Origin of the sequence: Agrobacterium sp. LR_9 (assembly GCF_041954855.1) — a bacterium.
GTDB classification, from domain to species: domain Bacteria; phylum Pseudomonadota; class Alphaproteobacteria; order Rhizobiales; family Rhizobiaceae; genus Agrobacterium; species Agrobacterium leguminum.
Genome location: NZ_JAVAYA010000013.1, coordinates 101,965 through 128,437 on the forward strand (window position 1 = coordinate 101,965; position 26,473 = coordinate 128,437).

The window sequence follows — 26,473 nt, forward strand, 5'->3', positions numbered from 1 at the left end:
AAAATCCCGGTTTCTTTCAATGGCGGCAAGATATTGCCGGGCGACTTTGCGGACAATCCGTGCTAATTCGCATGGACTTATCGAAATTCAATATTAATTGGCGAGGTTTGATGCAGCGAGAGGACATGAAGGATCTCCTCTGGTTCATGGAGGTTGCTAAGGAGCGGAGCTTCACAAAGGCTGCGGCGACGCTTGGAACATCGCAGTCGACATTGAGCTACACAATCAAGCAGCTGGAAGCCCGGCTGGGCGTGCGGCTCCTGACACGGACGACACGCAGCGTGGCCACCACGGAAGCCGGCGAGCGCCTGTTTTTGTCCATCGCTCCGCGATTTCAGGGGATCGAGGCGGATTTGGCGGACCTCGTCGCCTTTCGTGAAAAACCCTCAGGCACCGTGCGCCTCACCTTGTCCGATCACGCCCTGCAAACGACCGTCTGGCCGAAGCTGAGCCGCGTACTCACCAACTATCCTGACATCCATGTCGAACTCTATAGCGACAATGGCATGCGCAATATTGTCGAGGAACGCTTCGATGCCGGCGTGCGACTGGGCGAGAGCGTCGACAGGGACATGATTGCCGTCAGGATCGGTCCGGACTGGCGGCTCCGGGCCGTGGCTTCGCCGGACTACTTCGCCAGACACGGCATCCCTGCCACACCCCAGGATCTGGTCGGCCATGTCTGCATCAATACACGTCAGGCCACCTGGGGCGGATTTTACACCTGGGAGTTTGAAAAGGACGGGCGAGAACTGCGGGTCAGAGTTGACGGGCAACTCAGCTTCAACTCATCGATCTCCCAGATCGACGCGGCGATGAAAGGCTACGGCATCGCATATATTCCCGAAGACCTTGTCGAGGAGCACATCGCCGAAGGGAGATTGCAGGCGGTTCTGGACAATTGGAGCGCACCCTTCACCGGCTATCACCTCTATTACGCCAGCAGGCGCCAGATGTCTCCGGCGATGAAGGTAATCATCGATGCCCTGCGCCATCATGCCTGATACCGGCGATTGAAGTCTTGCCCAGGGGCAGCTGGGTCAAACCAAACCAGCCCGTCATTTGTGGCGGGTCATTGCGCCTTGGACACCAGTTTTCCCCATCGGGATATCGCCGAATCATCGCACGACCCGTGCCCGCCCGGCCGAAGCATTGCCGTGGCCCGGAAACCGGAAATAACAGCTCCCGCTTTAAAAAAACCAACTACACGGCACCCGAAATAAAGGCGACAAAGCAAAGCATTGTCCGATTCTGGCAGCCGTTACATAGGTGGGTCAGCGCCCGGCAAGAATCGCAGGACAGTTTTAGACGAAAATAACGGTCAAACCCTTGCGCTCTCGCCCCTCAAAACGGATACTACTTATCCGTGAGCTGTCACGTCTGGTTGCCCGCAGTGGAAGCCGATCGAATCGATAGTTGGCTTCGTGATTTTATACTCTACAAGACTCTAAGATACGAAAACATCAAGAATAAAATGCGACGCCTCCAAATATTAACTAGGCTTTAAATGTTGGCCTGATATGACACGCTCGTCGCGAAAATCTTAAGCGGCAGAAATTATTGAGCGGCATTCGCACAAGCTAGCGTGGAAAATCCGGGCCCCTATCTCCGGCTCGAATTGCATGAAGCGTTTCCAGCGCAGGTTCACATGAGCCATGTTCTCCACAATTTCGCTTTATTTGCGGATGTCGGACCGCTGTCATCATAGGCAGTGTCTGGCAGCAGATAGGCGTGACCATCCGCCATTCGGTAAAGGACACGTTCATGACTTCGATCCTCTCCTCATTGTCTGCTGTGCAGATTTCCAAGCTTTCGACGTCCACCATTGCCAGCCTGACGTCGGAAGACGTGAATGCTCTTGATAGCACCAAAATCAAGGCTCTTTCGTCATCTCAGATCGCGTCTTTGAGCACGGATAACCTTGCTCTTTTCAGCTCTGAGGACCTGCGCGCCATTTCCGTGACGGCAGTCAAGGGTCTGACCCTCACCCAGATGGCGAAACTGAGCTCCGCTCAGGTCAGCAGCCTGTCGTCCTCTCAGGTTACCGCCCTTTATGCCAGCCAGATTGACGCCCTTTCGACCGACCAAATCAAGGCACTCAACTCGTCTCAGGTCGCAGGCCTCAGCTCCGCTCAGGTTGCAACACTGAGCAGCGACGAACTGGCCCTCTTCTCTACCGACGAGATCAAGGCGATCAGCGCCACTGCCATCGCTGGTCTTTCCACAGCAGCCATCGCCGCCCTCAGCACCGACAATGCAGCCGCGCTGACAAAGACGCAGATCGCCGCCTTGTCTTCCACGCAGTTCAATGCGCTCAGCTCCGGCAGCCTTGCAACCTTCTCGGCAGACGAAGTCAAGGCGATCAGCACCAAGATCCTTGCTGGTCTCGATGTGACCAAGCTCAGCACCGGCAATATCGCCGCACTCAGCAAGGCGCAGGTTTCGGCGCTCTCCACTGCGCAGTTTGCGGCCATGTCGACTGATCAGATCAAGGCGCTGACATCCGAGCAGGTCTCTGGCCTCAGCTCTGCTCAGGTCGCGACGCTCAGCAGCGACGAACTGGCTCTCTTCTCGACAGACGAGATCAAAGCGATCGCCGCCAACGCCGTTGCCGGCCTTTCGTCCGCAGCCCTCGCTGCCCTCACGACCGACAATGCATCTGCCCTGACGAAGACCCAGATTGCCGGCCTTTCGTCCACGCAGCTCAACGCATTGACCTCCGCAAACCTCGCCACCTTTACGGCAGACGAGATCAAGGCGATCACCACCAAGGCGCTCTCCGGTCTCGATGTGACCAAGCTCAGCACCGACAACATCGCCGCGCTGACCAAGGCTCAGGTAACGTCGCTTTCCTCGACGCAGTTCGCCGCCATGTCGACTGATCAGATCAAGGCGCTGACCTCCGAGCAGGTCTCTGGTCTGAGCTCCGCCCAGGTCGGCACACTGAGCAGCGACGAACTGGCCCTCTTCTCCACGGCAGAGATCGGCGCCTTGAGCGCCAATGCGGTCGCTGGCCTTTCCACGGCGGCTCTGGCTGCCCTTACGACCGACAATGCCACGGCCCTGACGAAGACGCAGATCGCCGGCCTCTCGTCCACGCAGCTCAACGCCCTGACCTCGGCTAGCCTCGCCACCTTCACGGCGGACGAAGTCAAGGCAATCACAACCAAGGCGCTCGCTGGCCTTGATGTCTCCAAGCTCAGCACCGGCAATATCGCCGCACTCAGCAAGGCACAGGTTTCGGCCCTCTCAACGGCACAGTTTACCGCCATGTCGACCGACCAGATCAAGGCGCTGACCTCCGATCAGGTGTCCGGTCTCAGCTCCGCTCAGGTCGCGACGCTCAGCAGCGACGAACTGGCCCTCTTCTCCACCGATGAGATCAAGGCCATCGGCGCCAACGCCGTTGCCGGCCTTTCGTCCGCAGCCCTCGCTGCCCTTACGACCGACAATGCATCTGCCCTGACGAAGACCCAGATTGCCGGCCTTTCGTCCACGCAGCTCAACGCGCTGACCTCCGCAAACCTTGCCACCTTTACGGCAGACGAGATCAAGGCGATCACCACCAAGGCGCTCTCCGGTCTCGATGTGACCAAGCTCAGCACCGGCAACATCGCCGCACTGACCAAGGCTCAGGTAACGTCGCTTTCCTCGACGCAGTTCGCGGCGCTCTCGACCGACCAGATCAAGGCTCTCACCTCCGATCAGGTCGCTGGCCTCAGCTCCGCTCAGGTCGGCACGCTCAGCAGCGACGAGCTGGCTCTCTTCTCCACGGATGAGATCAAAGCTATCGCCGCCAACGCCGTTGCCGGTCTTTCTACCGCGGCCCTGGCCGCCCTCAGCACCGATAATGCAGCAGCCCTGACGAAGACCCAGATTGCGGGCCTCTCGTCCACGCAGCTCAACGCGCTGACCTCGGCTAGCCTCGCCACCTTCGCGGCAGACGAAGTCAAGGCAATCACTACCAAGGCGCTCGCTGGCCTTGATGTCTCCAAGCTCAGCACCGGCAATATCGCCGCACTCAGCAAGGCACAGGTTTCGGCCCTCTCCACGGCACAGTTTGCCGCCATGTCAACCGACCAGATCAAGGCCCTCACCTCCGATCAGGTGTCCGGTCTCAGCTCCGCTCAGGTCGCGACGCTCAGCAGCGACGAACTGGCCCTCTTCTCCACCGATGAGATCAAGGCCATCGCCGCCACTGCCGTCTCCGGTCTGACGACTGCGGCTATTACGTCGCTTACCACCGACAACGCCGCAGCACTGACCAAGACCCAGATTGCGGGCCTGTCTTCGACGCAGCTCAACGCCTTCAACTCCGCGAACCTTGCCACCTTCACGGCGGACGAAGTCAAGTCGATCACCGCCAAGGCTCTCGGCGGTCTCGACGCCACCAAGCTTAGCACCGGCAATATCGCCGCACTCAGCAAGGCTCAGGCCGCAGCACTGTCCTCGACGCAGTTCGCAGCCCTCTCGACCGATCAGATCGCGGCACTGACCTCCGAACAGGTGTCTGGTCTGAATTCTGCTCAGGTCGCTACGCTCAACAGCACCGAGCTGGCGCTGTTCTCGACAGACGAGATCAAGGCTATCAGCGCCAATGCCGTCGCCGGTCTTTCCACCGCGGCTATCGGCGGCCTCAGCACCGCCCAGGCTGGAGCTCTTTCGGCCCAGCAGCTGAAAGTCATGAACGACGCACAGGTTGAAGCGGTCATCAAGGCTTACAAGGGTGTATAAAATTTAAGAAACAAGACAATCCACGACGCGGCCCGAAGCCGCGTCGTGGCCTTTTCGTCGCAGAATACTTCGAAAGATTTCTGAAAAATTCGTCTGCATCGTTTATCGAAACAATGCTTTCATAGCGCGACAGAACAATGAGCTGAGGCATTCTCGCCCGGAGAAAATATCAGCAATTGGTCCCTTGGCCTGACTGATCCGTTGCCTCCCAGGCGACCGTTCGACTGGAAGGACATTTCGCTCCTCAAAGCCCGCGGCTGATCAGCGCAAGCAACCCGGATCTCAATACATCCAGCCACAGGCAAGTTACCTGCGATAGCTAAGGATGGCCCATCAACAGGCTGTTCTTATCTTCGACCCTTTGTCGCCTTGCCGCAGGATGTCATGACCGCCAACCAAGTCTCCCCATCAAATGACGACACCGCTCCGAGTGCACTCGATCTTGCGCGGAACCAGCGGCTGAGCCTCATGGATCTGCTGAGCATATCAGAGGCGCTCAATGCCGCCGGGCAACAGGCGGCGGCGGCGGAACTTTACAAGACCTGGGTCGCATTCAACGACAACAACCCGACGATCCATCTCGCCTATTTCAACTATGCCGTCATGCTCAACCAGCTGGGCGATCGGGCCGGCGCTGTACAGGCGTTTCGCGCCTGCCTGAAGGCCAACCCGGAATTCGCGCCCGGCCACATCAATCTCGGCCGCGCGCTTGAAGATGCCGGGCTGATCGGCCACGCGGTGGAGCAATGGTCGCATTATGCCGAAGCGACGAAAAGCGTCGACGCCGAGACAATCGGCCATCGGCATATGACCCTGCAGAATATGGGCAGGGTTCTAGAAGGCGCCGGAAAGCTCGAAGAGGCCGAGACCGCCTTGCTACAGGCATTCGAACTGCGGCCGGAACTGCCGGAGGCCGGCCAGCACTGGGCATCGTTGCGGCAGCGCCAGTGCAAATGGCCCATACTTGCCCCTTCGAGCCATATTCCCGTGCGCAAGATGCTCGATGCGATGTCGTCGCTGACGCTGAGCTGTTACGCCGACGACCCGATGTTCCAGCTCGCCAAGGCATATCGCCTCAGCAAGATGCTGGTCGGTGCGCGTCCAGACCTCAGCCGGTTCCCGCGCAGATCACCCAAGCAGAAATCCGGCACCGGCCAGCGTCTGCGCGTCGGCTATCTTTCGTCGGATCTTCGCGATCATGCCGTCGGCTTCGCACTCTGCGAAGTTCTGGAACTGCATGACAAGGATAGCATCGAGGTCTTCGGCTATTATTGCGGCAATGTCCGCGGCACTGACAGCACGCAGGCACGCATCAAGGCCGCGGTTCATTGCTGGCGTGATATTCACGGCATGGATGATGCCACCGCGGCATCTCAGATCATTGCCGACGAGATCGATATATTGATCGACGTGAATGGCTACACCAAGGATGCCCGTACGAAAATCTTCGCCTATCGTCCCGCGCCTGTCATCGTCAGCTTCTGCGGCTATCCCGGATCGATGGGAAGCCCGTTCCATCAATATCTGATCTCCGACGGCTACATGATCCCGCCGGAGAACGAGATCTATTATTCCGAAAAGGTGCTCCGCATCGCCTGCGACCAGCCCCTCGACCGGAAGCGGTCCATCGCCCCCCGGCCGACCCGGGCAGAGGTCGGACTGCCGGAGGATGCCTTCGTTTATGCCAGCTTCAACGGCATGCAGAAGATCACGGAAAACTGCTTCGCCCGCTGGATGACGATCCTGTCTGAGACGCCCGGCAGCCTGTTGTGGCTGCTGGCGGGTGATGACGACGTCAATCAACGCCTGCGAGACCTTGCGGAAAAGAGCGGCGTCGCGTCCGACAGGCTCATCTTCGCGCCGAAGGCCCAGAACCCGCAGCATATTGCGCGCATCGGCCTTGCCGATCTGTTTCTCGACACGTTCCCCTATGGCGCGCATTCCACGGCGTCGGATGCGATAACCTCAGGCCTGCCGGTTCTCACCATGTCTGGCAAGACCTTTGCCGCACGCTTCTGCGGCAGCATCGTCACCGCAGCAGGCGTGCCGGAGATGATCTGCTCCTCACCGGAAGATTATGTCGCCCGCGCCATCGGTTTCGAACGCGACCGTAAGAGCCTTCTGGAGGTCAGGGAATCGATCGCCCGGCAGCGCGACACCAGCGTCCTGCGCGATATTCCCGCCCTGGCGCGGCGTCTCCAAGAACTCTTCTGGCAAATGCAGGGTGAATGCGAGCGTGGCGAGACCCCGGTGCCCGACCTCAGCAATCTCGATATTTATTACGAAGCAGGTGCAGAAGCGCTGCAGGAAAACATCGAGTTCGAGGACGAACAGAGTTACCGCGAGCGCTACCTGAAGAAGCTGAGGCAATGGCACGATTATGCGCCGATCCCCTATGACCGCCGCCTCTGGCAGAAACCGGACAATTGAGCTGGGATCGAACGACACCGGCGAGGACAAGCGCCGTGCGGCGCCTCCCGACAAATCTTGACCGCCCGCAAGGCGATGGATGAACAGGACTGACTTAGCAATGTTCGCGGACGAAAGAATTGTCATTGTGGGCGCCGGGCTTTCCGGCGCGGTCATCGGCCGGGAGCTGGCGCTGGCAGGCCACAGGGTCGATATCGTCGATGCCCGCGATCACATTGCCGGCAATTGCCACACCGAACGCGACGGTGAGACCGGCGTTATGGTGCATGTTTACGGTCCGCATATTTTCCATACCGACGACAAGGAAGTCTGGGAATATGTGAACGGCTTTCAGACATTCATGCCTTACAAGAACCGCGTCAAAACGACGAGCGGCGAGCGCGTCTATTCGCTGCCGGTCAATCTGCACACGATCAACCAGTTCTTCGGCAAGAATTTCCGGCCCGATGAAGCCAGAGCCTTTATCGAGGAAAAGGCCGACAAGTCGATTACCGATCCACAGACCTTCGAGGAGCAGGCGCTGCGCTTCGTCGGCCGCGATCTCTATGAAGCCTTCTTCAAGGGATACACCGAGAAACAATGGGGCTGCTCGCCGACGGAACTGCCGGCCTCGATCCTGAAACGCCTGCCCGTGCGCTTCAACTATGACGACAACTACTTCTTCCACAAATATCAGGGCATGCCGGAAACCGGCTATACGGACATGATCGAACGCATCCTCGATCATCCGAATATCAGCGTCAAACTTGGCACCCATTTCCAGCGCGCCGAAGCGCCGGCCTCCGCACACGTCTTCTATTCCGGTCCGCTCGACGGCTATTTCGACTTCGAATTCGGCCGTCTGGCGTACCGGACGCTCAATTTCGAACGTTTCACCTATGACGGCGACTATCAGGGCTGTGCGGTGATGAATTATGGCGACGTTTCGGTGCCCTTTACCCGCATCACCGAACACAAGCACTTTTCTCCGTGGGAAGATCATGCCGGCTCCGTCTGCTACAGGGAATTCTCCCATGAATGCGGCCCGCAGGACATTCCCTATTATCCCATCCGGCTGGTCGAGGACAAAGAACAGCTCGCCGAATATGTGGCGCGCGCCGAGCGGGAAGCGTCGGTAACCTTTGTCGGGCGGCTCGGGACCTATCGCTATCTCGACATGGATGCGACCATTCGCGAGGCGCTCGACACCGCCCGCCTCTATCTCGCCCGGCGAGCGGAGGGCGCTCCCATGCCGGCATTTCTGCATTCACCCCTTTGAGGTGACGGCGGCTGAAGCGTAGCAACTTAAGGTTCAGGCAAGCCCGATTGCGTACTCAACATCTGAAAAATGGTGGATCTCAGTGACCGATGCCCCTCCAGGGGCTCGGGCGGAAAATCCACCTGTTGGGCCTGGACTTTAGGATTTTTCAGACATGACGTCGATCATTTCTTCCCTGAACGTCAATCAGATCAGATATCTCTCGACAGAGGCGGTCGCTGCCTGGACAACCGAGGACGTCGCGTCGCTCTCTACAACGCAGATCAAGGCGCTCTCCTCGGATCAGATCGCGGCACTGGATGTGGAGGATGTCAAAGTCCTCAACTCACAACAGTTGAGCGCCATTTCGCAGGGCGCCATCGTTGGCCTGACGCTGGATCAGCTCAATATTCTCGATCAATACGCCATCAAAAGCCTGAATTCGAGCCAGATTTCTGCGCTCACCACCACCCAGCTCCATGCCCTGACGACGGAACAGGCGGACGCTTTGACCTCATCTCAGGTGCGCGCCCTCAATGCGACGCAAATTGCCGCCCTGAGCGCGGAAGATATAGCAACATTCTCAACCGCCGATATCGCCGCAATCACAAGCAAAGCCATGCCGGGCCTGAGCACGGAGGTGATCGCACGGCTTACCCCCGAGCAGATCGCGGCCCTGAGCACGAGCGCCGTTGCGAGCCTGACGACCGACCAGATCGCGGTCCTGAGCCCGGAACAGGCCGAAGCCCTGTCGCCGGCGCAGGTCAAAGTGCTGAGCTCGATGCAACTCGCTGCCCTCGGCACAGACGACATAGCGACATTCTCGACCGCCGACATCGCGGCGATCACCGTCAAGGCCATGCCGGGCCTCAGCACCGAGGCAATCGCAGCGTTTAGCCCGGATCGGATCGCCGCCCTCAGCGCAAGCACGATTGCCGGCCTGACGATCGACCAGATAGAAACCCTAAGCACCGCCCAGGTCGCCGCATTGACGACGGCGCAGATTGCCGCACTCAAGACGACGCACATTGCCGCCTTAAGCACCAGCCAGGTCGAAGCCCTGTCGCCGGATCAGGTGAGGTCGCTGAGCGCGGCGCAATTCGTGGCCCTCAGCGCGGAAGACATCGCGACATTCTCAACTGCCGATATAGCGGAGATCACCGGCAAAGCCATGCCCCGTCTGGGCACGGAGACGATCAGCACGCTGACCAGAGAGCAGATCGCCGCATTGACGACGGCCCAGATGAACGCCCTCGGCGTAGCGCAGTTTCAGGCCTTGAGCACGGCTCAGATCGAGGCCCTGTCAACCGCTCAGATTGCCGCCCTCAGCACCGGCGTGGTCGCAAACCTGATGGCCGACCAGATCGAAGCCTTCAGCACCCAGCAGGTCGAGGCCCTGTCCTCGGCACAGGTGAAGTTGCTGAGCTCGATCCAGCTTGCGGCCCTGAGCGCGGAGGACATAGCAACATTCTCGACCGCCGATATCGCGGCAATCACCGGCAAAGCCATGTCCGGCCTGAGCGCGGACGCAATCGCGGCGCTGTCCACCGCCCAGATCGCCGCCCTGACCACCAGCGCCATTGCCGGCCTGACGGCCGATCAGATCGAAGTTCTGAGCACCGAGCAGGTCGAGGCGCTGTCTCCGACGCAGGTGAAGTCCCTGAGTTCAGCGCAGCTTGCAGCCCTGAGCATCGAGGATCTGGCGACATTCTCGACCGCCGATATCGCAGCGATCACGAATAAAGCCATGTCGGGCTTGAACACCGATGTTATCGCGGCCTTCACCACGGCTCAGATCGGCGCCCTCACCACCAGCGCCATCACCGGCCTCACCTCCGATCAGATCGAAGCCCTGAGCGGCAATCAGGTCAGCCTTCTATCCACCGCGCAGATCAAGGCGTTGAGTTCGGTTCAGGTCGCCGCCCTGGGCAACGATGTGGCCGCCCTGTCCACCAGCCAAACCGCCGTGTTGAGCACATCGGGCATCAAGGGTCTGACCAGCGATCAGGTTGCGGCCCTCAGCATCGATCAGTTCGCGGCCCTGACCACAGCCCAGATCGCGGCTTTCGGCTCGGGACAGATTGCGGCATTGAGCACGGACAATATAGCATCGCTTTCCGTGGCCCAGCTTGCGGCAATGAGCACCTCCGGCATCCTCGGACTTTCGACCGGCCAGATCGCCGCCCTCAGCACCGATCAGGTCTCCAAGCTGTCGACCAAGCAGATGGCGCGGTTGAGCTCGGCACAAATTGCCACCCTCGGCACAGACGACATAGCCGCTCTTTCAACGGCCCAGATCGCCTCCCTGAGCGCTGCGGGCGTTACGGGACTAAGCGCGCAACAGCTGGCGACCCTCACCACCAGCCAGGCCGAAGCCTTAACGAGCGCGCAGATCGTCAATCTCGGCTCCACACAGATTTCGCAGCTGGGGACGGACGATCTGGCGAAATTCACGACCAAGGACATCGCCGCGATCACGTCCAGCGCAATCGCAGGACTGTCGGCAGAGACCCTCGCCTCCCTGACGACAGCCCAGATTGCCGCCCTGAATGTACAAAGCATCGGTGCGTTGAGCACCGCGCAGATCGCCGCCTTGAGTATCGCCCAGGTCGAGGCCTTGACCACCGCCCAGGTCGGCGCTCTCAGCTCGAAACAGATCGCCGCCTTGAGCGCGGATAACATTGCGACATTCTCGACCAAGGATATCGCCGCGATCAGTTCCAGTGCGATCTCCGGATTGTCGGCAGAGACCATCGCCTCCCTGACGACAGCCCAGATTGCCGCCCTGAACGTGCAAAGCATCGGTGCGTTGAACACCGCGCAGATCGCCGCCCTCAGCACCGCGCAGGTCGAGGCCTTGACCAGCGCTCAGGTAAGCGCTCTCAGCTCGACGCAGATAGCTGCCCTGAGCGCGGAGGATATGGCGACGTTCTCGACCAAGGACATTGCCGCCCTTAGTTCGAATGCAATCCCGGGCCTCTCCACCCAAACCATAGCGTCGCTGACGACAGCGCAGATCGCAGCGCTGAGTACGGCTGGCATTGGCGGGCTGAGCACCGGACAGGTCGCAGCGCTTACTGGCGATCAGGTGGACGTCCTGACCAGTACCCAAATCGCGGCACTCACCTCCAAACAGGTTGCGGCCTTGAGCGTGGCTGACATCGCCTCGCTTTCAGCAGCCCAGATAGCCGCCCTCAGCACGGCGGGCATAACGGGCCTGACCACTGACCAGATCGCGGCCCTCGATACCGCGCAGGTCGAGGCTTTGACCGAGACCCAGGTCGGTGCTCTCAGCTCGAAACAGATTGCGGTCTTGGGTACGGACGACATGGCAACGTTCTCGACCAAGGACATTGCCGCGATCAGTTCAAATGCCATCCCGGGCTTGTCAACGGAGACCATAGCGTCGCTGACCACGGCCCAGGTCGCAGCCTTGAGTGCGGCTGGCGTTGGAGGGTTGAACACCGGGCAGGTCGCAGTCCTGACGAGCGATCAAGTCGACGCCCTGATCAGTATCCAGGTCAGCGCCCTCACCTCCAGGCAGGTTGCCGCCCTCAGCGTGGCCAGCATCGCTTCGCTTTCGGCAACCCAGATAGCCGCTCTCAGCACGGCGGGCATAGCGGGCCTGACCACCGATCAGATCGCCGCTCTCAACACCGCTCAGGTCGAGGCCCTCACCAGTGCTCAGATCGGCGTCCTCAGCGCAAAACAGATTGCGGCCCTCAGCGCCGGTGGCCTTGATACATTCACCGCCGCCGAGCTGGCTGTCATCAGCTCGAGTGCGATCTCGGGCCTGTCGACAGCGGCAATCGCTTCGCTGACGACGGCGCAGATCGCCGCTCTGGGCGCGGCGGCAGTACCCGGCCTGACCACCGCCCAGATCGCGGCCCTCGGCACCGGTCAGGTGGATGCCCTCACCAGCGCCCAGATCGCCGCCCTCACCTCCAGACAGGTTGCGGCTCTGAGCGTGGCCAGTATCGCCTCGCTCTCGGCAGCCCAGATCGCCGCCCTCAGCACGGCGGGCACGGCGGGCCTGACCACCGATCAGATCACGGCCCTCGACACCCTTCAGGTCGAGGCCCTGACCAGTGGTCAGATCGGCACTCTCAGTTCGAAACAGATCGCGGCCCTCCGCGCCGGCGATCTCGATACATTCACTGCCGCCGAGCTGGCTGCCATCAGTTCGAATGCGGTCGCGGGCCTGTCGACAGCCACGATCGCCTCGTTAACGACCGCTCAGATCGCCGCACTCGGCGCGGCGGCAATACCGGGCCTCACCACGGATCAGATCGCGGCTCTCGGCACCGGTCAGGTGAGCGCGCTGACCAATGCGCAGATCGGCGCCCTCACCTCCAAACAGGTTGCGGCCCTGAATACGGCCGACATCGCCTCCCTTTCCGTCAGCCAGATAGCGGCTCTGGACGCCAAGGCGATTGCGGGCCTTGGCAGCGCGCAGACCGGCGCGTTGAGCATTGAACAGGTCCAGACATTATCCACCCGGCAGATAGCATCGCTGAATTCGGACGCGCTCAAAGGCCTGTCTGCCGAGATGCTGGAAACCTTCTCGACAGAGGAACTCGCGGCTATCGGCTCAAGCTCGATAAAGGGACTGTCCACGGACTTTATCGCCGCTCTTTCCACCGCCGAGGTTGCGGCCCTGAGCACGGCTGGCGTCGCCGGATTGACCAGCGATCAGATCAATGCCCTCGGCAAGGACCAGATCGAAGCACTCTCCACCAGCCAGATCGCCGCATTGAGTTCGGCCGGACTTGCGGGATTGACGGCGGACGATCTGGATACATTCTCGACCGGCGAACTTGCCGCCATCAGTTCGACGGCGATAAAGGGACTGTCCGCCACCGTCGTGGCCTCCCTGTCTTCTCAGGAGATCGCCGCTTTGACGACGGGCCAGGTGGCTGCACTGAGCTACGGTCAGGTCGCGGCGATGGGGTCTGCGCAAATCGGAGCGCTGTCACTGTCACAGGTCAGCGTCCTCAACGCGCTGCAGGCAGCCGCGCTTGGCGGCGACGACCTGACGGCATTTTCCACCGAGCAGATCATCAGCCTGAGTTCGAGCGCGATCTCGGGATTGGGCACCGGTACGCTCGCTGCCCTGACGGCATCCCAGGCGGCAGCCTTCACACCAGGCCAGATCGCCGCCATGACATCGGCGCAGGTTACGGCCTTAAACAGCGCCAAGACCACCAACAGCTCTGTCCAGGATATCGCCTCCCTGATCTCAACCACCAACGAGACGACTTCGACCGAGGACAGCGCGACCAGCACCCCAGTGGCGGCTTCGAGTGAAACGCAGGAGACGTCTGACGTCGCTGCAACCATTTTGTCTTATCTGGACGTCTGATTTTAGCCTGCGAACAGGAAAATAACCGGGCCGGGATAGCTGCCGTCGCCCGATGGCAGCCGCCATTTCACCGGCTCACCAACCCCGCGTCAGGTTGCGATCAGACCGGGGCCGGGCTGCTCGTCGCTGGCGCAAGGTTCCGTGCGATCTCTCCGGCAACGAAGATCGCGTGCTCGGTAACCTGGGGCAGGCCCATCAGCTCACCGAAGGTTCCGCGCGCCAGCGGACCTCCGATCAGCAGCGTTTCAATGGCCTGGCCGCGGCTGTCGATGGCGCGGGATCGCTCGTCGCAGTGGATGCCCAGCCCCGTCGGGCAAAAGGTCAGAAGACCCGCCTGCTCCAGACCGGAAAGAAAAGCCTGCGATTTCAGAATTCCACCATGGGCGGGACCGGTTGTCACGACAATCGCATCGACGTCGAGCCGCGCGATTTCCCTTTTACCGCGAAACCGCAGATCGACATGCAACGAACCGTCTTCGCCAGCCTTTGCGGACACAAGCGACCCGGCGACGATCTGTAGCTGGCCCGAAATTATGGCCGCATCCAGAAGTTTCTCCACCTGCGGCGCGATCCTGAACCGGTGCGCGTCCCAGAAGGGCCGCAGCCACCGCACCACCCTGCGCTTTTCGATCAGCGGAAGGTTCCGCCATATGTCGCGTCCCTGCAGGCGAACGGCGTCCAGAACGCCATGCCAGCTCGCACCGCCCGCTTGCGACACTCGCACAGCCTCTCGAATCCGCCGCAATAGTTCCGACGCGCTTTTGGACGGCGGATCGACGAAATCGCCGTAGGGTTCCTGCGGCAAGGCCGGATGGCCACGCGACCGCAAACCGCGGCGCGACAGCGAAACGACCCGCGCGTGATGGCCGCGCCGGTGGAGCGCGGCAAAGGCATCAGCCGCGGTCAAGCCATTGCCGACGATCAGAATGCGGTCACCCGCGGCGATATTTTCCAGCGCGGCGTCCGCATTCAAGTCCGCCACCAGTTTCGGATGGCCGGCAAGCGGTTTCAACACCTGCGGAAGCGCCGGCGGCGGATGGCTCGTCGCAACCACCACGATGTCCGCGAAGTGGTTGTCGCCCTCTGCGGTTTGCAGCTCCCAGCCATCCGCATGGCGAGCCACATGCTTCACCGTGCTGCGCCTGTGCTCAACAATGCCCGCATCCAGCAAAGGCGCGATCTCGGCCGCGACATAGGCGCCGAAGACCCTGCGTTGCGGATAGGCCTGCCCATCGGGCAAAACCGCTGCTGCATCGCCCGCAAGCGCGTTCGACCTGTCGAGATAGTGGAGGAAATTATCCGGATCATCAGGATAAAGCGTCATGCGCCCGGCCGGCACGTTGATCCGGTTGGCCGGCTCCGGCGTGGAATAGGCAAGCCCCGCGCCCAATGCCGCTCTCGGTTCGAACACCACGATCCGCACATTTTCGAACGCCCCAGCGGCTCGATGGAGATGGAGGGCAATCGCTGCCCCGCTAAATCCACCGCCTATGATGGCGACAATGGCATTCTTCCGGCTCACTGACATTCCAACTCACGCGACCTCGACGGCTCGCCCCGAATAACGTCCAATTTTAGCAGCCCGGACGAAAAATTCACAGCGATGCGTGTCAGGCCGCGCAAGTTCGAACGCATGCGTCCCGTCCGGTCCGGCTGCGGCACTTTCGGCGGATGAGCGGCAAAGGCCGCCGCTCCACCTTTTCTGCCTGCGTTATTCGGCTGCAATCGCCGCGCTCTCCTCGGCCTCTTCGAGTGCGCGCACCAGCGGAATGACGTGCTTGCCGAAATACTCGACCTCCTCCTGGAAATGCAGGAAACCGAGCAGGATGAGGTCCGCGCCGGCGCGCTTCAGGCGCACGATGCGCTCCGCCACCTGTTGGGGGGTGCCGATGAGGTTAGAGCGGAAACCGTCATTGTACTGAACGAGATCCTCGAAGCTGGATTTCGCCCAGTTGCCCTCTCCTTCCGGGGAGGCCTTGCCGGCATTCTTCACTTCATGGCCAAAAGCGTTGACCGCTTCCGGATTGGCCTTCTCGATGATTTCGGCAAGCACGGCCTTTGCCTCTTCCTCCGTCTCACGCACGATGGCGAAGGCATTTACGCCGACCTTGACCGAATGATTGTTCTCAGTCGCCTTGGCACGGATGTCATCGACCTGCCTTGCAATTTCTTCCGGGGTGTTACCGTTGGTGAAGTACCAGTCGGAAACGCGGGCCGCCATATCGCGGGCTGCGCGCGAAGAACCGCCCTGAAAGATTTCAGGCTGCGGATCGATCGGTTTCGGCTTCAGGGAATAATTGTTGAAGCGATAGAAATCGCCGCGGAAGGTGAAGCTGTCTTCCGTCCAGATGCCGCGCAATGCACGGATGAACTCCTCCGAGCGGCGATAGCGCTCGTCGTGGTCGAGCCACGGTTCGCCGATGGCATGGAACTCGCCGCGAAACCAGCCGCTGACAATGTTGACCGCAACGCGGCCATTGGTGAGGTGGTTAATCGTGGCGATCTGTTTTGCAGCGAGCGCCGGGTTCCACGGCCCCGGCAGAATGGCGGCTATGACCTTCAGCGTCTTTGTCGACTCCAGCAGGGAATGGCTGAAAGACACGGATTCATGCTGGAACTCGGCGCCGTAACCGGCCGTGAATCGAATCTGGCTCAGCGCATAGTCAAAACCGCTCGCTTCCGCGATCTGCGCGAGCTTGCGGTTATAGTCGATTGTCCAGCTGGTGCGTTGCTCGATATTCGAGATGACAAGGCCACCGGAAACATTCGGAACCCAATAGGCGAATTTAACGGGCTCGGCTGTGCGTGCGGTCATGATAAATTCCTCTCAATCTCAGTTGGCAGCCGCTTCGCGTGAAACGACGGAAAGGGTCGGATGGTGATCGCCGCCGCCAAGCGCTTTGGCGGGTAAAAGCTCGAACAGATCGGCGACGGCGCGCTCAATGCGCGCTTCGACAGCCGGGTTTGAAAGCGTGTATCCGGTAAAATCCGCCTCGATGGCATAAACCGTCGTCGGCACGGTGACAGCGCCGAAGAAGCCGAACAGCGGACGGAACTGGTGTTCCAGCATCAGGCCATGCAGCGGCGAGCCGCCGGTCGCGGCAAGGATCACGCGTCGACCCTGCAGGGCACGAAAATCGACGAGATCGAATAAATGCTTGAGCGCGCCCGTATAGGACGCGCGATAGACCGGCGAACCGACGACGAGCACATCGGCAGCCTCCACGGCATCAACAATCGCACGCCCGGCCTCGTCGAGCTCATCTGCGCGCAATGCCCGAAATAGAACCGGGGCGGCATCGGCAAGATCGATGAGGTCGGTTTCAACCTTCGCCGTCCGCCCGATCGCGGCAACAATTCGTTCAACGACGTGCGCCGTGCGGGACGGCCGCTTCACACTACCGGAAATGCCAAGGATCTTCATATCCGTTCGCCCTTCTTTTGTGTGTATTTTCTATGTTTTTAATAGGCTATCAAAGGCGCTCATTCCAAAAGCCGCATATTTTGAGAAATGCTTTCGCGTATTTGGGCCGAAGCACGACTGGTTCACACAGGGCAAGGCGGTCGCTGCAAGCGCCGGAGCGGAAAGCCGCTCATGCCCTCAACGGGCGGATATCGCCCAAAAGCAGGACACCGGGGATCTCCGATCCCCGGTGTCAATATCTAGGGCGATGCTTTCAGCGCCTCAACCGAGCGCGACGTAAAGGCAGGGCAAGGATCAAAACTCCTCCCAGTTGTCGGGGGCGGTATTCAACGCGGCATTGCCTGAAAACGCCGCCCTTATCCTGCCGCCAAGCGCACGCGCGGGAGAGGCTGCGGGCCTGTCGGCGACCGATGCCGTGCGCACGGGCGCGGAGGCCTCGCCATAACCGCCTTCGGACAGTTTGAACTGTGCGATCAGCCCGTTCAGCGAAGACGCCTCGCGTGCAAGCCCGTGGCTGGCGGCCGTGCTTTCCTCCACCATGGCGGCGTTCTTCTGGGTGTCCTGATCCATCTGGTTCACGGCCGTATTGATCTGCTGAAGGCCGGAGGATTGCTCCTGTGCTGATTCCGCGATGGCGGCAACGTGCCGGTTGATTTCCTGCACCTCCGTCACGATCAGTTCCAGCGCCTTGCCGGTTTCACCAACCAGCTGCACGCCCTGCTGAACCTGACCGTTGGAAGTCGTGATCAGGTTCTTGATCTCCTTGGCCGCACCGGCAGAGCGTTGCGCCAGTTCGCGAACTTCCTGCGCGACAACGGCAAAGCCCTTGCCCGCCTCACCCGCACGGGCAGCTTCCACGCCGGCATTCAGCGCCAGAAGGTTTGTCTGGAACGCGATCTCGTCGATCACGCCGATGATGTTGGAAATCTCATTGGCGGATGTCGCGATCTGCTCCATTGCAGCGACGGCCTGCTGCACCACCTCTCCGGATTTTTCAGCGCCGACTTTTGCACGGCCGACGAGGTGACCCGCTTCCTGCGCCCGTTTCGTGGCGTCCTTCACCGTCGTGGTGATCTCTTCCAACGCAGCCGCAGTCTCTTCAACGGCGGCAGCCTGCTGCTCCGTACGCCTCGCCAGATCGTCCGCCGCAGACCTTATCTCGTTGGCGCCGGCGTCGATGCCGCGCGCGTTCTGCGCCACCTGGCTCAAGGTCGACTGCAACTGTTCCGCAGCCCGGTTGAAATCGCCGCGGATTCCGTCAAGACCGGAGACGAACGGCTGACCGATCCGGTAAGTAACGTCGCCCTGGGCGATCTTCGAAAGGGCCGTAGCAAGATTGTCGACGGCAAACTGCACGTCGGCAGCTTCCCTGGCCTTCTGTTTCTCGCGCTCGATCCGGTCCTTTTCAGAATTCGACCGGTTGGCCTCCGTTTCATTCTCAAGCCGGAGGCGTTCGATTGCGCTTTCGCGAAACGCCTGAACCGCAGCGGCCATCTGGCCGACTTCATCCCTGCGATCCATTCCGGAAATTTCGCTTACCGTATCACCGGCCGCGAGCGATTCCATACGCGCGCGAAGCCGCGCAATCGGGGTGGTGATGCCCCGGGAGGAAATGAGCAGGCCAAGTGCGATAACGGCCAGCGAAACGAGCGCGAGCGTAATCAGGCCCGTCCAGATCGTCGTATTGGTGCTGGCTGTAAGGCGTTCTCTCCCCTCATTCATCACCTGGATGAGCTGCTCATTGCCGGCGCTGATCTTTGGCGAGACTTCGGCAATTTTCCGAAGCACGTTGAGCGCCATCTGCTGCGCTTCGGCGCGTTGCCCTGCCTGCATGAGGGCGATGACCTGATTGCCGGTCTCCTCGACTTCGACAACACCCTTGAGGATATCGCGGGCGGCATCCGTGCGCGCCGGCACCAGTTCCATGATCTTGTTCTGGCGTTCCTCGAGCTGCTTACGGTCGGCTCGGAAGGTTTTGACGGCAGCTTCGAAATCAGCGCTGGCCGGGTCGTTAAGGCTGGCGCGAAGCATCTGCATGCCAAGTGCATTGAGGTTCCCGCTGGTTCTGGCGTTCAGAACCGCAGCAAGGGCCTCATGGCCGATGAAATCGCTATAGACGCTGTCGGTGCCTTTATATTGCAGGCTGACGTAGCTTATTCCGGAAAGCGACATCAGGCTCATCAACGAGATGACAAAAACGACCTTCGTTTTTATCTTGGTATTGTTCAGGAAAGACATGAATGGCCTCAAGGCAAGCACTCCTCCAGCCGCCCTCTCAGGAGGCCGGGGAATATATAATGAAACATCGCGGGTAGCTGTTGCCCCTCCTCATAGGGCGACAAGCGGATGCCTTTTTCGAGCCGCCGCCGGGCGGGTCGTCATGGGTCCGCTTGTTCTACCGGCTCCGCCGATGAAACCTTGGAACCTGCGTATTTTAGATTTCACAAAATCACTAAATGAAGTGTTACCCGGGATAGGCAAGTGCTGACAATTCGCCACGCCGCAGACCGGTTCGAGCTCGTCGGCAAGGGCGGGAACCTTGTCGGCCTCAAACAATATTCCATCCGAAACCGGTGGGGGCGGTACTGCCGCATAGGCTCGCAAGATCATCAGCCCGTAAAAGACCCATGACAGCGCCGGCAAGGCAAGAAGCACCAGCAACACAAGCAAAAGAGGCGACAGGATATCCACGCCGCCTTCCATCGACGCCTGCCCGCCGGGCCTTGTCGAACAGGGCTGGAAGCGAACGGTGCGCATCGACATCGATGGAGCCGGCGAATTCCAGGCAGCCCGGGTCCGAGGGTATGACGGTGGTGTCGAAATCAGCGTAGTAGATGTCCAGCATGTGCAATTTGTCCAGCGGATGGAAGTATTTGGACGTCCCCATTTCGCTTGCAAGGCTCAGCTATTTAAAAAGGGGCGATCACGGACCGCCCCAACGGAAATGATCTTGTTTCAGTCCGCTTATGCGGGACGCTCCTCGCCTGCATTGGGTCGCCAGGTAATCAACCTCTTCTCCGCAAAATCCAGAATGAGGTCAATAACAAGAACGAACACCGCCAGAATGATGATGCCTGCGAAGACGCCGACCGCATCGAAGTTGCCTTCCGAGCGGGCGATCAGGTAGCCGAGACCGGCGGAAGCTCCCAGATATTCACCGATGATTGCGCCGACCACTGCAAATCCGACGGAGGTGCGCAGCGACGATAGAATCCAGCTCGCCGCCGCCGGGAAATAGACGTGACGCAGCAGATCCGAACGCTTGGCGCCCAGAATGCGGGTATTGGAAAGCACGACCGGGTTCACTTCGCGCACGCCCTGCATGGCGTTGAAGAAGGTGACGAAGAAGACGAGCGTAACCGCAAGCGCAACCTTGGACCACAGGCCAAGACCGAGCCAGAGCACGAAGATCGGAGCCAGAACGACACGCGGAATGGCGTTCACGGCCTTGATGAACGGATCGAGCACCCGCGCGACGAAGGGGCTGAGGCCCAGCCAGACGCCGGCGCCGACACCGAGACCTGTACCGATGAGATAGCCCAGCACGGTTTCGCTCAGCGTGATGCCGACATGTTTGTAAAAACCGGCATCGGCAACCCAGTCAATCACCTGTTTGACGATGTCATAGGGTGCCGGAAAGAAGAAGCGGTCGATGGCGCCCGAGGTCACACCGAGCTGCCACCCGCCCAAAAGCACGACCAGAAGAGCGATCTGGATGATACGAACATTAACGGCTTGCATAGCTTTTCTCCACTTCGCCACGCAGGGACGCCCATATATCGCGATAGAGCGTCATGAATTTTGGATCGAGTTTGATTTCCGCGACGTTGCGGGGCCGCTCGAGATCGACAGGGAAGCTCTCGATGACGCGGCTCTTCGGGCCGGCAGCGAGAACGACAACCCGGTCTCCGAGCGCAATCGCTTCTTCCAGATCATGGGTGATCATGACCACCGCACGGCGGTCCTCCTGCCACAGGCGCAGTAACTCGTTCTGCATGAGGTGGCGGGTGTGGATATCCAATGCGGAGAAGGGTTCATCCATCAGGATGACCTTCGGCTCGGTGATGAGCGCCTGCGCCATCTGCACGCGTTTGCGCTGTCCGCCGGAGAGCTGGTGCGGAAAGCGGTCTCCGAAGCCCTTGAGGCCGACCTTTTCAAGCCAGGCCTGAACCTTGGCGCGCCGCTCATTTTCGGGAACGCCCCGGAACATCAAGCCAAGCTCGACATTCTGAAACGCGGTCTTCCAGGGAAGAAGCGCGTCCTGCTGGAACAGATATCCGATGTTGTTCTGTACGCCCTTAACGAGCGAACCGTCGATGGAAACCTTGCCCTGCGCTGGCTTCAATAGGCCTGCGATGGCGTTGAGAATGGTGGACTTTCCGCATCCCGTCGGCCCAACGATGGAGAGAAACTCGCCATCGCCGACCTTGAGATTGACGTTTTGAACCGCAACAAACGAACCGAACGCCATGGTCACGTCGTCGATTGCCACCATCGGCTGGGGTTCGAGTTGCGTCACGGGTTCTAGCTTTCTGGCTGGCGAAGACATGGCGGCCTCTCAGTTTGCGGCCTTCGAGGCCGCAGCCTCGACGAACTTGTTGGTGTAGGTGGTGTTGAGATCGATCGTCGCCTTGGCGACCGCATCATTGAAGCTTTTCAGAACAGCGAGCGGTGTTTCGAGATCCGCAGGCTCAAACTTGCCATCTTCGGAGAAGATCGCCTTGGCCGCTTCAACGGCCTTGATGTAGGTCTGCTTGTCGCCGGACACGAAATCATCGGGCAGCTTTGCGACGATTTCCTCCGCAGAATGCTGCTTCATCCAGTGCAGCGCCCGAACCGTCGCATTGGTGACCTTCTGGATCACTTCCGGATTGGCGTTGATATAGTCCTGCGTGGCGTAAAGGACCGAGGTGGGATAGATGCCGCCATAGACATCCCTTGCGCCCTGATCGCTACGGGCATCGATGAGGATCTTGCCCAGCCCGCGCTCCACGACGATGGTTGCGGCAGGGTCGTAATTGACGAGCAGATCGATCTTGCCCTGCTGCAGGGCTGCAACGGCCGCAGCGCCCGAACCGACGCCGATGATGGAGATGTCGTTGTCGCTGAGATTATGCTGCTTCATGTAATAGCGAATGAAGAAGTCCGAAGAGGAGCCGGGCGACGTGATGCCGACCTTCTTGCCCTTGATCGTCTCGGGCTTGGCCGGATCGAAATCCGTGTCGTTCTTGCCGGCGAGAACGAGGCCCGAGTTGCGGGCAAGCTGCACAAAGCCTACCACGTGCTTGTTCTGTGACTGCATCTGGATCGTATGATCGTAGAAGCCCACGGCAACGTCCGTGGAACCCGCGACAAGCGCCTGCAGAACCTTCGATCCGCCCTGGGCAAAGTTCTCGGTCGTTACATCAAGGCCCTCCTCCTTGTAGAAGCCAAGGCTCGCCGCCACGGGGAAAGGCAGGTTGTTGAGGTTGTACGAGCCAACGCTCATCCTGACGGATTCGGCATTGGCAGATGCCGCCAGCGCACAGAGCGCCGCGGTTGCAAGCAGATATTTACGCATAAGGGTCTCCTCCCGGTTTGACTATATTTTGCGCCACTATGGCCGCGTCTAGGCTGCGTCTTCAATCGCAGCGGTTGGTTTGGCGAAGGCAAAGCCTTCAAAAAGCCTGCGCGCCGTTCTTACGAGGCCGGCCGTTATTGCGCCGTTTCGCATCTCCAGCTGCACGTCGAGGCGGCCGGCGGGATGTTCGATGCGGATCTGGGTCGGCACCGAAAGGCCTCCGGCCACATCATAAGCGATGGAGCCTTTGGTGACAGCCGCGGTTGCGATGCCAACGGCACCGGTCGTCGCCAGTGCAGGATGACACTCGTTGGGCATGAAATACCGTACCGAAAGAGTGCCGCCTCTGCGGGCAGGTGCAATGAGCACCGGTTTCGGAATGACCATGTCTTTCACATCACCCATTCCCATCAACTTTCCGGCCTCGATGCGGATGCGGGTCATTCGTGCGATGAGATCCTCGTTAGCGCTCAGGGTTTGCGGATCCTCGTACCCCGTCACGCCGAGATCGGCTGCGCGGATGAGAACCATCGGAATGGCGCAGTCTATGGCCGTCACGTTGACGCCATCGATCAGATCGACCGGCTTTCCGGTGGGCAGAAGCTTGCCGGTTTTCGCACCTGCCGCATCCATGAATGTCAATGCGATGGGCGCCGCCAGACCCGGAACTCCGTCGATCGAGGCGTCGCCGAGATAAATAACCTCGCGGCCGCGTGTCGGAACCTTCGCCTCGATCAGCTTGCCGGTATTCACGTTATGGATTCGCACAAGAGTATCCTTGCCCTGCGCTTCGACAAGCCCCGCTTCGATGGCAAAGGGCCCAACGGCGGCCAGCATGTTTCCGCAGTTGGGCGAATAGTCGACATACTGCCTGTCGGTCCGAACCTGCGCAAACAGATAGTCGATGTCAGCGCCCCTGACCGTGGAAGGGCCGATAATCGCAACTTTGGACGTGACCGGATTGCCCCCGCCAATGCCGTCGATCTGCAACGGATGGCCAGACCCCATGATGGAAAGAAGGGCCGCGTCCCGGTCTGCTCGATCACGGGGAAGATCGGATGCGAGAAAGAACGGTCCACGCGACGTTCCACCGCGCATCAGCACACAGGGTATCTTCAGCAGATCGTTCATGGGTTGCCTCAATATTGCATTTGTCGGATCAATGCGCCGTGTTGTTGCAATATGAGCAAAAGAGTCTAATCTGTTAAATGCAATGTTTTGGAGTTTTATTGCGGTATGAGCATCAATTGTGAAATTCTGGATTTGCGGGCGTTTCAAGCGGTGGTTGAACTGGCCAGTTTCCACAGGGCCGCCGAGGCGCTGCATATCTCGCAACCGGCGCTTACCCGCCGTATCCAGAAGCTGGAGCAGGCCATCGGCGCGCCACTTCTGGAAAGAACGACGCGCCACGTTGCCCCCACCGCCATGGGACAGGAAGTCATGCCGCTCGTTCGGCGCATGCTCGAGGAGTTTGACGGATCGCTTTTTGCCATGAAGGACGGCGCGCAACGGCGCGGGCTTATCACCATGGCCTGCGTTCCCACCGCCGCCTTTTACTTTCTTCCCACCGTCATCAAGACCTTCAGCCAGCAGTATCCCCATATAAGGCTGCGGATCAGGGATCTGACAGCCAATGAAGGTCTGCAGGCGGTCGCCAGAGGCGAGGTGGAATTCGGCATCAACCTGATGGGCAATTCTGATCCCGAGCTTTCATTCGAGCCGCTCATCGATGACCCCTTCGTGCTGGCAATGAGGAAAGACCACCCTCTGGCAGCCTTCGAAACGATTGAGTGGGGCCAGCTGGAGGCCTATCCACTGGTCGTCGTGGACCGTTCGAGCGGCAACAGGACGCTTCTCGACAGCGCGCTTGCACGACACAATCTAAAATTGAACTGGTTTTATGAGGTGACGCACCTCAACACGTCGCTCGGTCTCGTCGAAGCCGGACTTGGCATTTCCGTCCTGCCGCGGCTGGCAACACCGCAGGACGATCACCCATTCCTTATCACCCGGCCAATCGTCAACCCGGTGGTCTCCCGTACGATAGGCATCGTGCAAAGGCGAAGCAGCGCTCTTTCCCCAGCCGCCGAAAAATTTGTGCGGATGCTGCTCGAGACCTGGAAAACACAGTGATCGCGCGAAAAAAATGGGCCTGCTACGGCCGGCAGCGGCGCGAACCGCAGGTGCCGGCAAACAGCCTTTGATTTGCAGATCGCTCGAATAAAAGAACTGCGTCAGAAGCTAAAGACGGGCCTCGATATCCAGCACCAGCTTTTTCAGCAGCGCCGCGAGGTTGTCGCGCTCGTCCGGAGTGAGCCCTTGCAGGAAACTCAGTTCGCTTTTCATGTCCTTACGAAACGCCTTTTCCGCCAGCTCTATGCCCGCCGGCATGAGGCAGACAACGACACTGCGCCCATCAAGCTTCGATTTTCTGCGCTCGATAAGCCCGGCCTTTTCCAATCGATCAAGCCGGTGCGTCAGGCCGCCTGAGGAGAGCATCAGCGTCGTATACATTTCCGTCGGCGTCAGCTGGTAGGGCGGTCCTGACCGGCGCAATGTTGCGATGACATCGAACTCGCCGCGGTCGAGACCGAAACCGGCAAATGTCTCCTCGATTGATGGCGCCAGAAGGTTGCTGAGCCGCTTGGCGCGCCCGAAGATGGCCATCGGTTCTGTGTCGATATCAGGCAGTTCCCGCACCCACTGGCCACGGAGACGGTCGACATGATCTTCCCCGTCAGCTTCCATCGTCCGATCGGTCGTTGTCTCCGGCATCGCCTGCTTCATCTCATCACCCCATTGCCACGTCGAAAACCATATACGGCTTTGCCTGCTTCGTGAATATATCTTTGCGAGAAGATAGATATCTTGACAGGAAGATAAATTGCACATATATCTTCTCGCGAAGATAGTTTTGTCTCAGGGAGGAGACCAGATGTTTTTCATACGCCGCCACCAGGAACCGAACCCCGGCCAGAGCCGGACGGTGCGTTATGAAGGATGCGAATACGGAAGCGCCGTATCCATCTTTCTCGTCAATGCCGATCCGGGTCGCGGCCCTGATCTGCATGTTCATCCCTATGCCGAAACCTGGGTGGTGCGCAAAGGCGAGGCCGAGTTCACAATCGGCGATCAACGGGCGCGCGGCTCGTCGGGAGACATCGTCGTTGGGCCTGCCAATATCCCCCATCGCTTCGAAAATATCGGCACTGACCGGCTGGAGATCATCTGCATCCATCCGAGCGAGACCTTTCAGCAGACTTTTCTGTAACCCCGTTCCACCATGAGGAGAAAGACAATGGCCAAGATGATTTTCCTGAACCTGCCGGTGAAAGACCTGACCGTTTCGACCGCCTTCTATGAGGCAATCGGCTGCGTGAAGAACGAAGAGTTTTCCAACGAAGACGCAAGCTCGATGGTGTGGTCGGAGACCATCACCTTCCAGCTTCTGCGGCACGATTATTACAAGACCTTCACCGCCAAACCGCTCGCCGATGCCCATACAACAAGCGGCATGCTGATCGCTCTTTCGCGCGACAGCCGCGAAGAGGTCGACGCCATGGTTGACGCCGCGGCAAAAGCGGGTGGGCAAGCGGATGTCCGCGAACCCCAGGATCTGGGTTTCATGTATCTCCGCACCTTCGCCGATCCCGATGGCCACGAATTTGAACCCGCTTACATGGATTTAAGCAATGCGGGCTGACGTCATCATTCACGCACGTGGCG

The 26,473-nt window shown here is 59.9% G+C and carries 18 protein-coding genes; 8 read left to right on the forward strand and 10 right to left on the reverse strand.

The genetic code is table 11. The features are described 5' to 3' along the window. The first annotated feature begins 110 nt into the window (after positions 1–110). From RAC79_RS16195 to RAC79_RS16215, 5 genes are all read left to right on the forward strand, one after another. Positions 111–1,004: a LysR family transcriptional regulator gene (locus RAC79_RS16195; protein WP_125146124.1), complete on the forward strand. Its 894-nt coding sequence runs from the start codon at positions 111–113 to the stop codon at positions 1,002–1,004. Between the two features lie 760 nt (positions 1,005–1,764). Beyond that, on the forward strand, positions 1,765–4,734 hold the full coding sequence (locus RAC79_RS16200; RefSeq protein ID WP_374997285.1) for a beta strand repeat-containing protein: 2,970 nt from the start codon (positions 1,765–1,767) through the stop codon (positions 4,732–4,734). Positions 4,735–5,118: 384 nt separating this feature from the next. Next, entirely contained in the window at positions 5,119–7,164 is a 2,046-nt protein-coding gene (locus RAC79_RS16205; protein ID WP_374997286.1) for a glycosyl transferase, read from the forward strand. Between the two features lie 100 nt (positions 7,165–7,264). Continuing rightward, a complete protein-coding gene (glf, locus tag RAC79_RS16210) occupies positions 7,265–8,422 on the forward strand; it encodes a UDP-galactopyranose mutase (protein ID WP_078053722.1) in 1,158 nt (385 codons plus the stop codon). 154 nt (positions 8,423–8,576) lie between these two features. Beyond that, positions 8,577–13,763, forward strand: a complete 5,187-nt coding sequence (locus RAC79_RS16215) for a beta strand repeat-containing protein (protein ID WP_374997287.1) — start codon at positions 8,577–8,579, stop codon at positions 13,761–13,763. 100 nt (positions 13,764–13,863) lie between these two features. Here RAC79_RS16215 and RAC79_RS16220 read toward each other — a convergent pair whose 3' ends face one another. The 9 genes from RAC79_RS16220 to RAC79_RS16260 all read right to left on the reverse strand — a co-directional run bounded on the left by RAC79_RS16220 (position 13,864) and on the right by RAC79_RS16260 (position 23,878). Beyond that, on the reverse strand, positions 13,864–15,291 hold the full coding sequence (locus tag RAC79_RS16220) for an FAD/NAD(P)-binding protein (protein ID WP_174040146.1): 1,428 nt from the start codon (positions 15,289–15,291) through the stop codon (positions 13,864–13,866). Between the two features lie 183 nt (positions 15,292–15,474). Next, complete coding sequence (sfnG, locus tag RAC79_RS16225) at positions 15,475–16,578, reverse strand: dimethylsulfone monooxygenase SfnG (RefSeq protein ID WP_174040145.1); 1,104 nt, start codon at positions 16,576–16,578, stop codon at positions 15,475–15,477. A gap of 18 nt (positions 16,579–16,596) precedes the next feature. Next, on the reverse strand, positions 16,597–17,187 hold the full coding sequence (gene msuE / locus RAC79_RS16230) for an FMN reductase (RefSeq protein WP_174040144.1): 591 nt from the start codon (positions 17,185–17,187) through the stop codon (positions 16,597–16,599). A 294-nt stretch (positions 17,188–17,481) separates the two neighbouring features. Beyond that, positions 17,482–19,425 carry a methyl-accepting chemotaxis protein gene (locus RAC79_RS16235; RefSeq protein WP_174040143.1) on the reverse strand — a complete coding sequence of 648 codons (1,944 nt, stop codon included), beginning with the start codon at positions 19,423–19,425 and terminating at the stop codon, positions 17,482–17,484. A 90-nt stretch (positions 19,426–19,515) separates the two neighbouring features. After that, entirely contained in the window at positions 19,516–19,950 is a 435-nt protein-coding gene (locus RAC79_RS16240) for a hypothetical protein (RefSeq protein WP_236781202.1), read from the reverse strand. 201 nt (positions 19,951–20,151) lie between these two features. Further along, positions 20,152–20,928, reverse strand: a complete 777-nt coding sequence (locus RAC79_RS16245; protein ID WP_003523941.1) for an ABC transporter permease — start codon at positions 20,926–20,928, stop codon at positions 20,152–20,154. After that, a complete protein-coding gene (locus RAC79_RS16250; protein ID WP_003510194.1) occupies positions 20,915–21,682 on the reverse strand; it encodes an ABC transporter ATP-binding protein in 768 nt (255 codons plus the stop codon). Before RAC79_RS16250 ends, RAC79_RS16245 begins: the two co-directional genes overlap by 14 nt. A 63-nt stretch (positions 21,683–21,745) precedes the next feature. After that, on the reverse strand, positions 21,746–22,747 hold the full coding sequence (locus RAC79_RS16255; protein ID WP_003523942.1) for an ABC transporter substrate-binding protein: 1,002 nt from the start codon (positions 22,745–22,747) through the stop codon (positions 21,746–21,748). A 48-nt stretch (positions 22,748–22,795) separates the two neighbouring features. Continuing rightward, positions 22,796–23,878 carry a 4-oxalomesaconate tautomerase gene (locus tag RAC79_RS16260; RefSeq protein ID WP_125146116.1) on the reverse strand — a complete coding sequence of 361 codons (1,083 nt, stop codon included), beginning with the start codon at positions 23,876–23,878 and terminating at the stop codon, positions 22,796–22,798. Positions 23,879–23,983: 105 nt separating this feature from the next. On the opposite strand from RAC79_RS16260, the gene RAC79_RS16265 reads away from it, so the two are divergent. Continuing rightward, entirely contained in the window at positions 23,984–24,880 is an 897-nt protein-coding gene (locus RAC79_RS16265; protein WP_065657468.1) for a LysR family transcriptional regulator, read from the forward strand. 108 nt (positions 24,881–24,988) lie between these two features. Here the strand turns inward: RAC79_RS16265 and RAC79_RS16270 are convergent, their stop codons facing one another. Continuing rightward, positions 24,989–25,534: a MarR family winged helix-turn-helix transcriptional regulator gene (locus RAC79_RS16270; protein WP_142845938.1), complete on the reverse strand. Its 546-nt coding sequence runs from the start codon at positions 25,532–25,534 to the stop codon at positions 24,989–24,991. 148 nt (positions 25,535–25,682) lie between these two features. On the opposite strand from RAC79_RS16270, the gene RAC79_RS16275 reads away from it, so the two are divergent. Together RAC79_RS16275 and RAC79_RS16280 are read left to right on the forward strand one after the other, a co-directional pair. Further along, positions 25,683–26,018, forward strand: coding sequence for a cupin domain-containing protein (locus RAC79_RS16275; protein ID WP_142845937.1), 336 nt, complete (start codon positions 25,683–25,685; stop codon positions 26,016–26,018). A gap of 27 nt (positions 26,019–26,045) precedes the next feature. After that, on the forward strand, positions 26,046–26,450 hold the full coding sequence (locus tag RAC79_RS16280) for a VOC family protein (RefSeq protein ID WP_174037179.1): 405 nt from the start codon (positions 26,046–26,048) through the stop codon (positions 26,448–26,450). Positions 26,451–26,473: the final 23 nt, after the last annotated feature.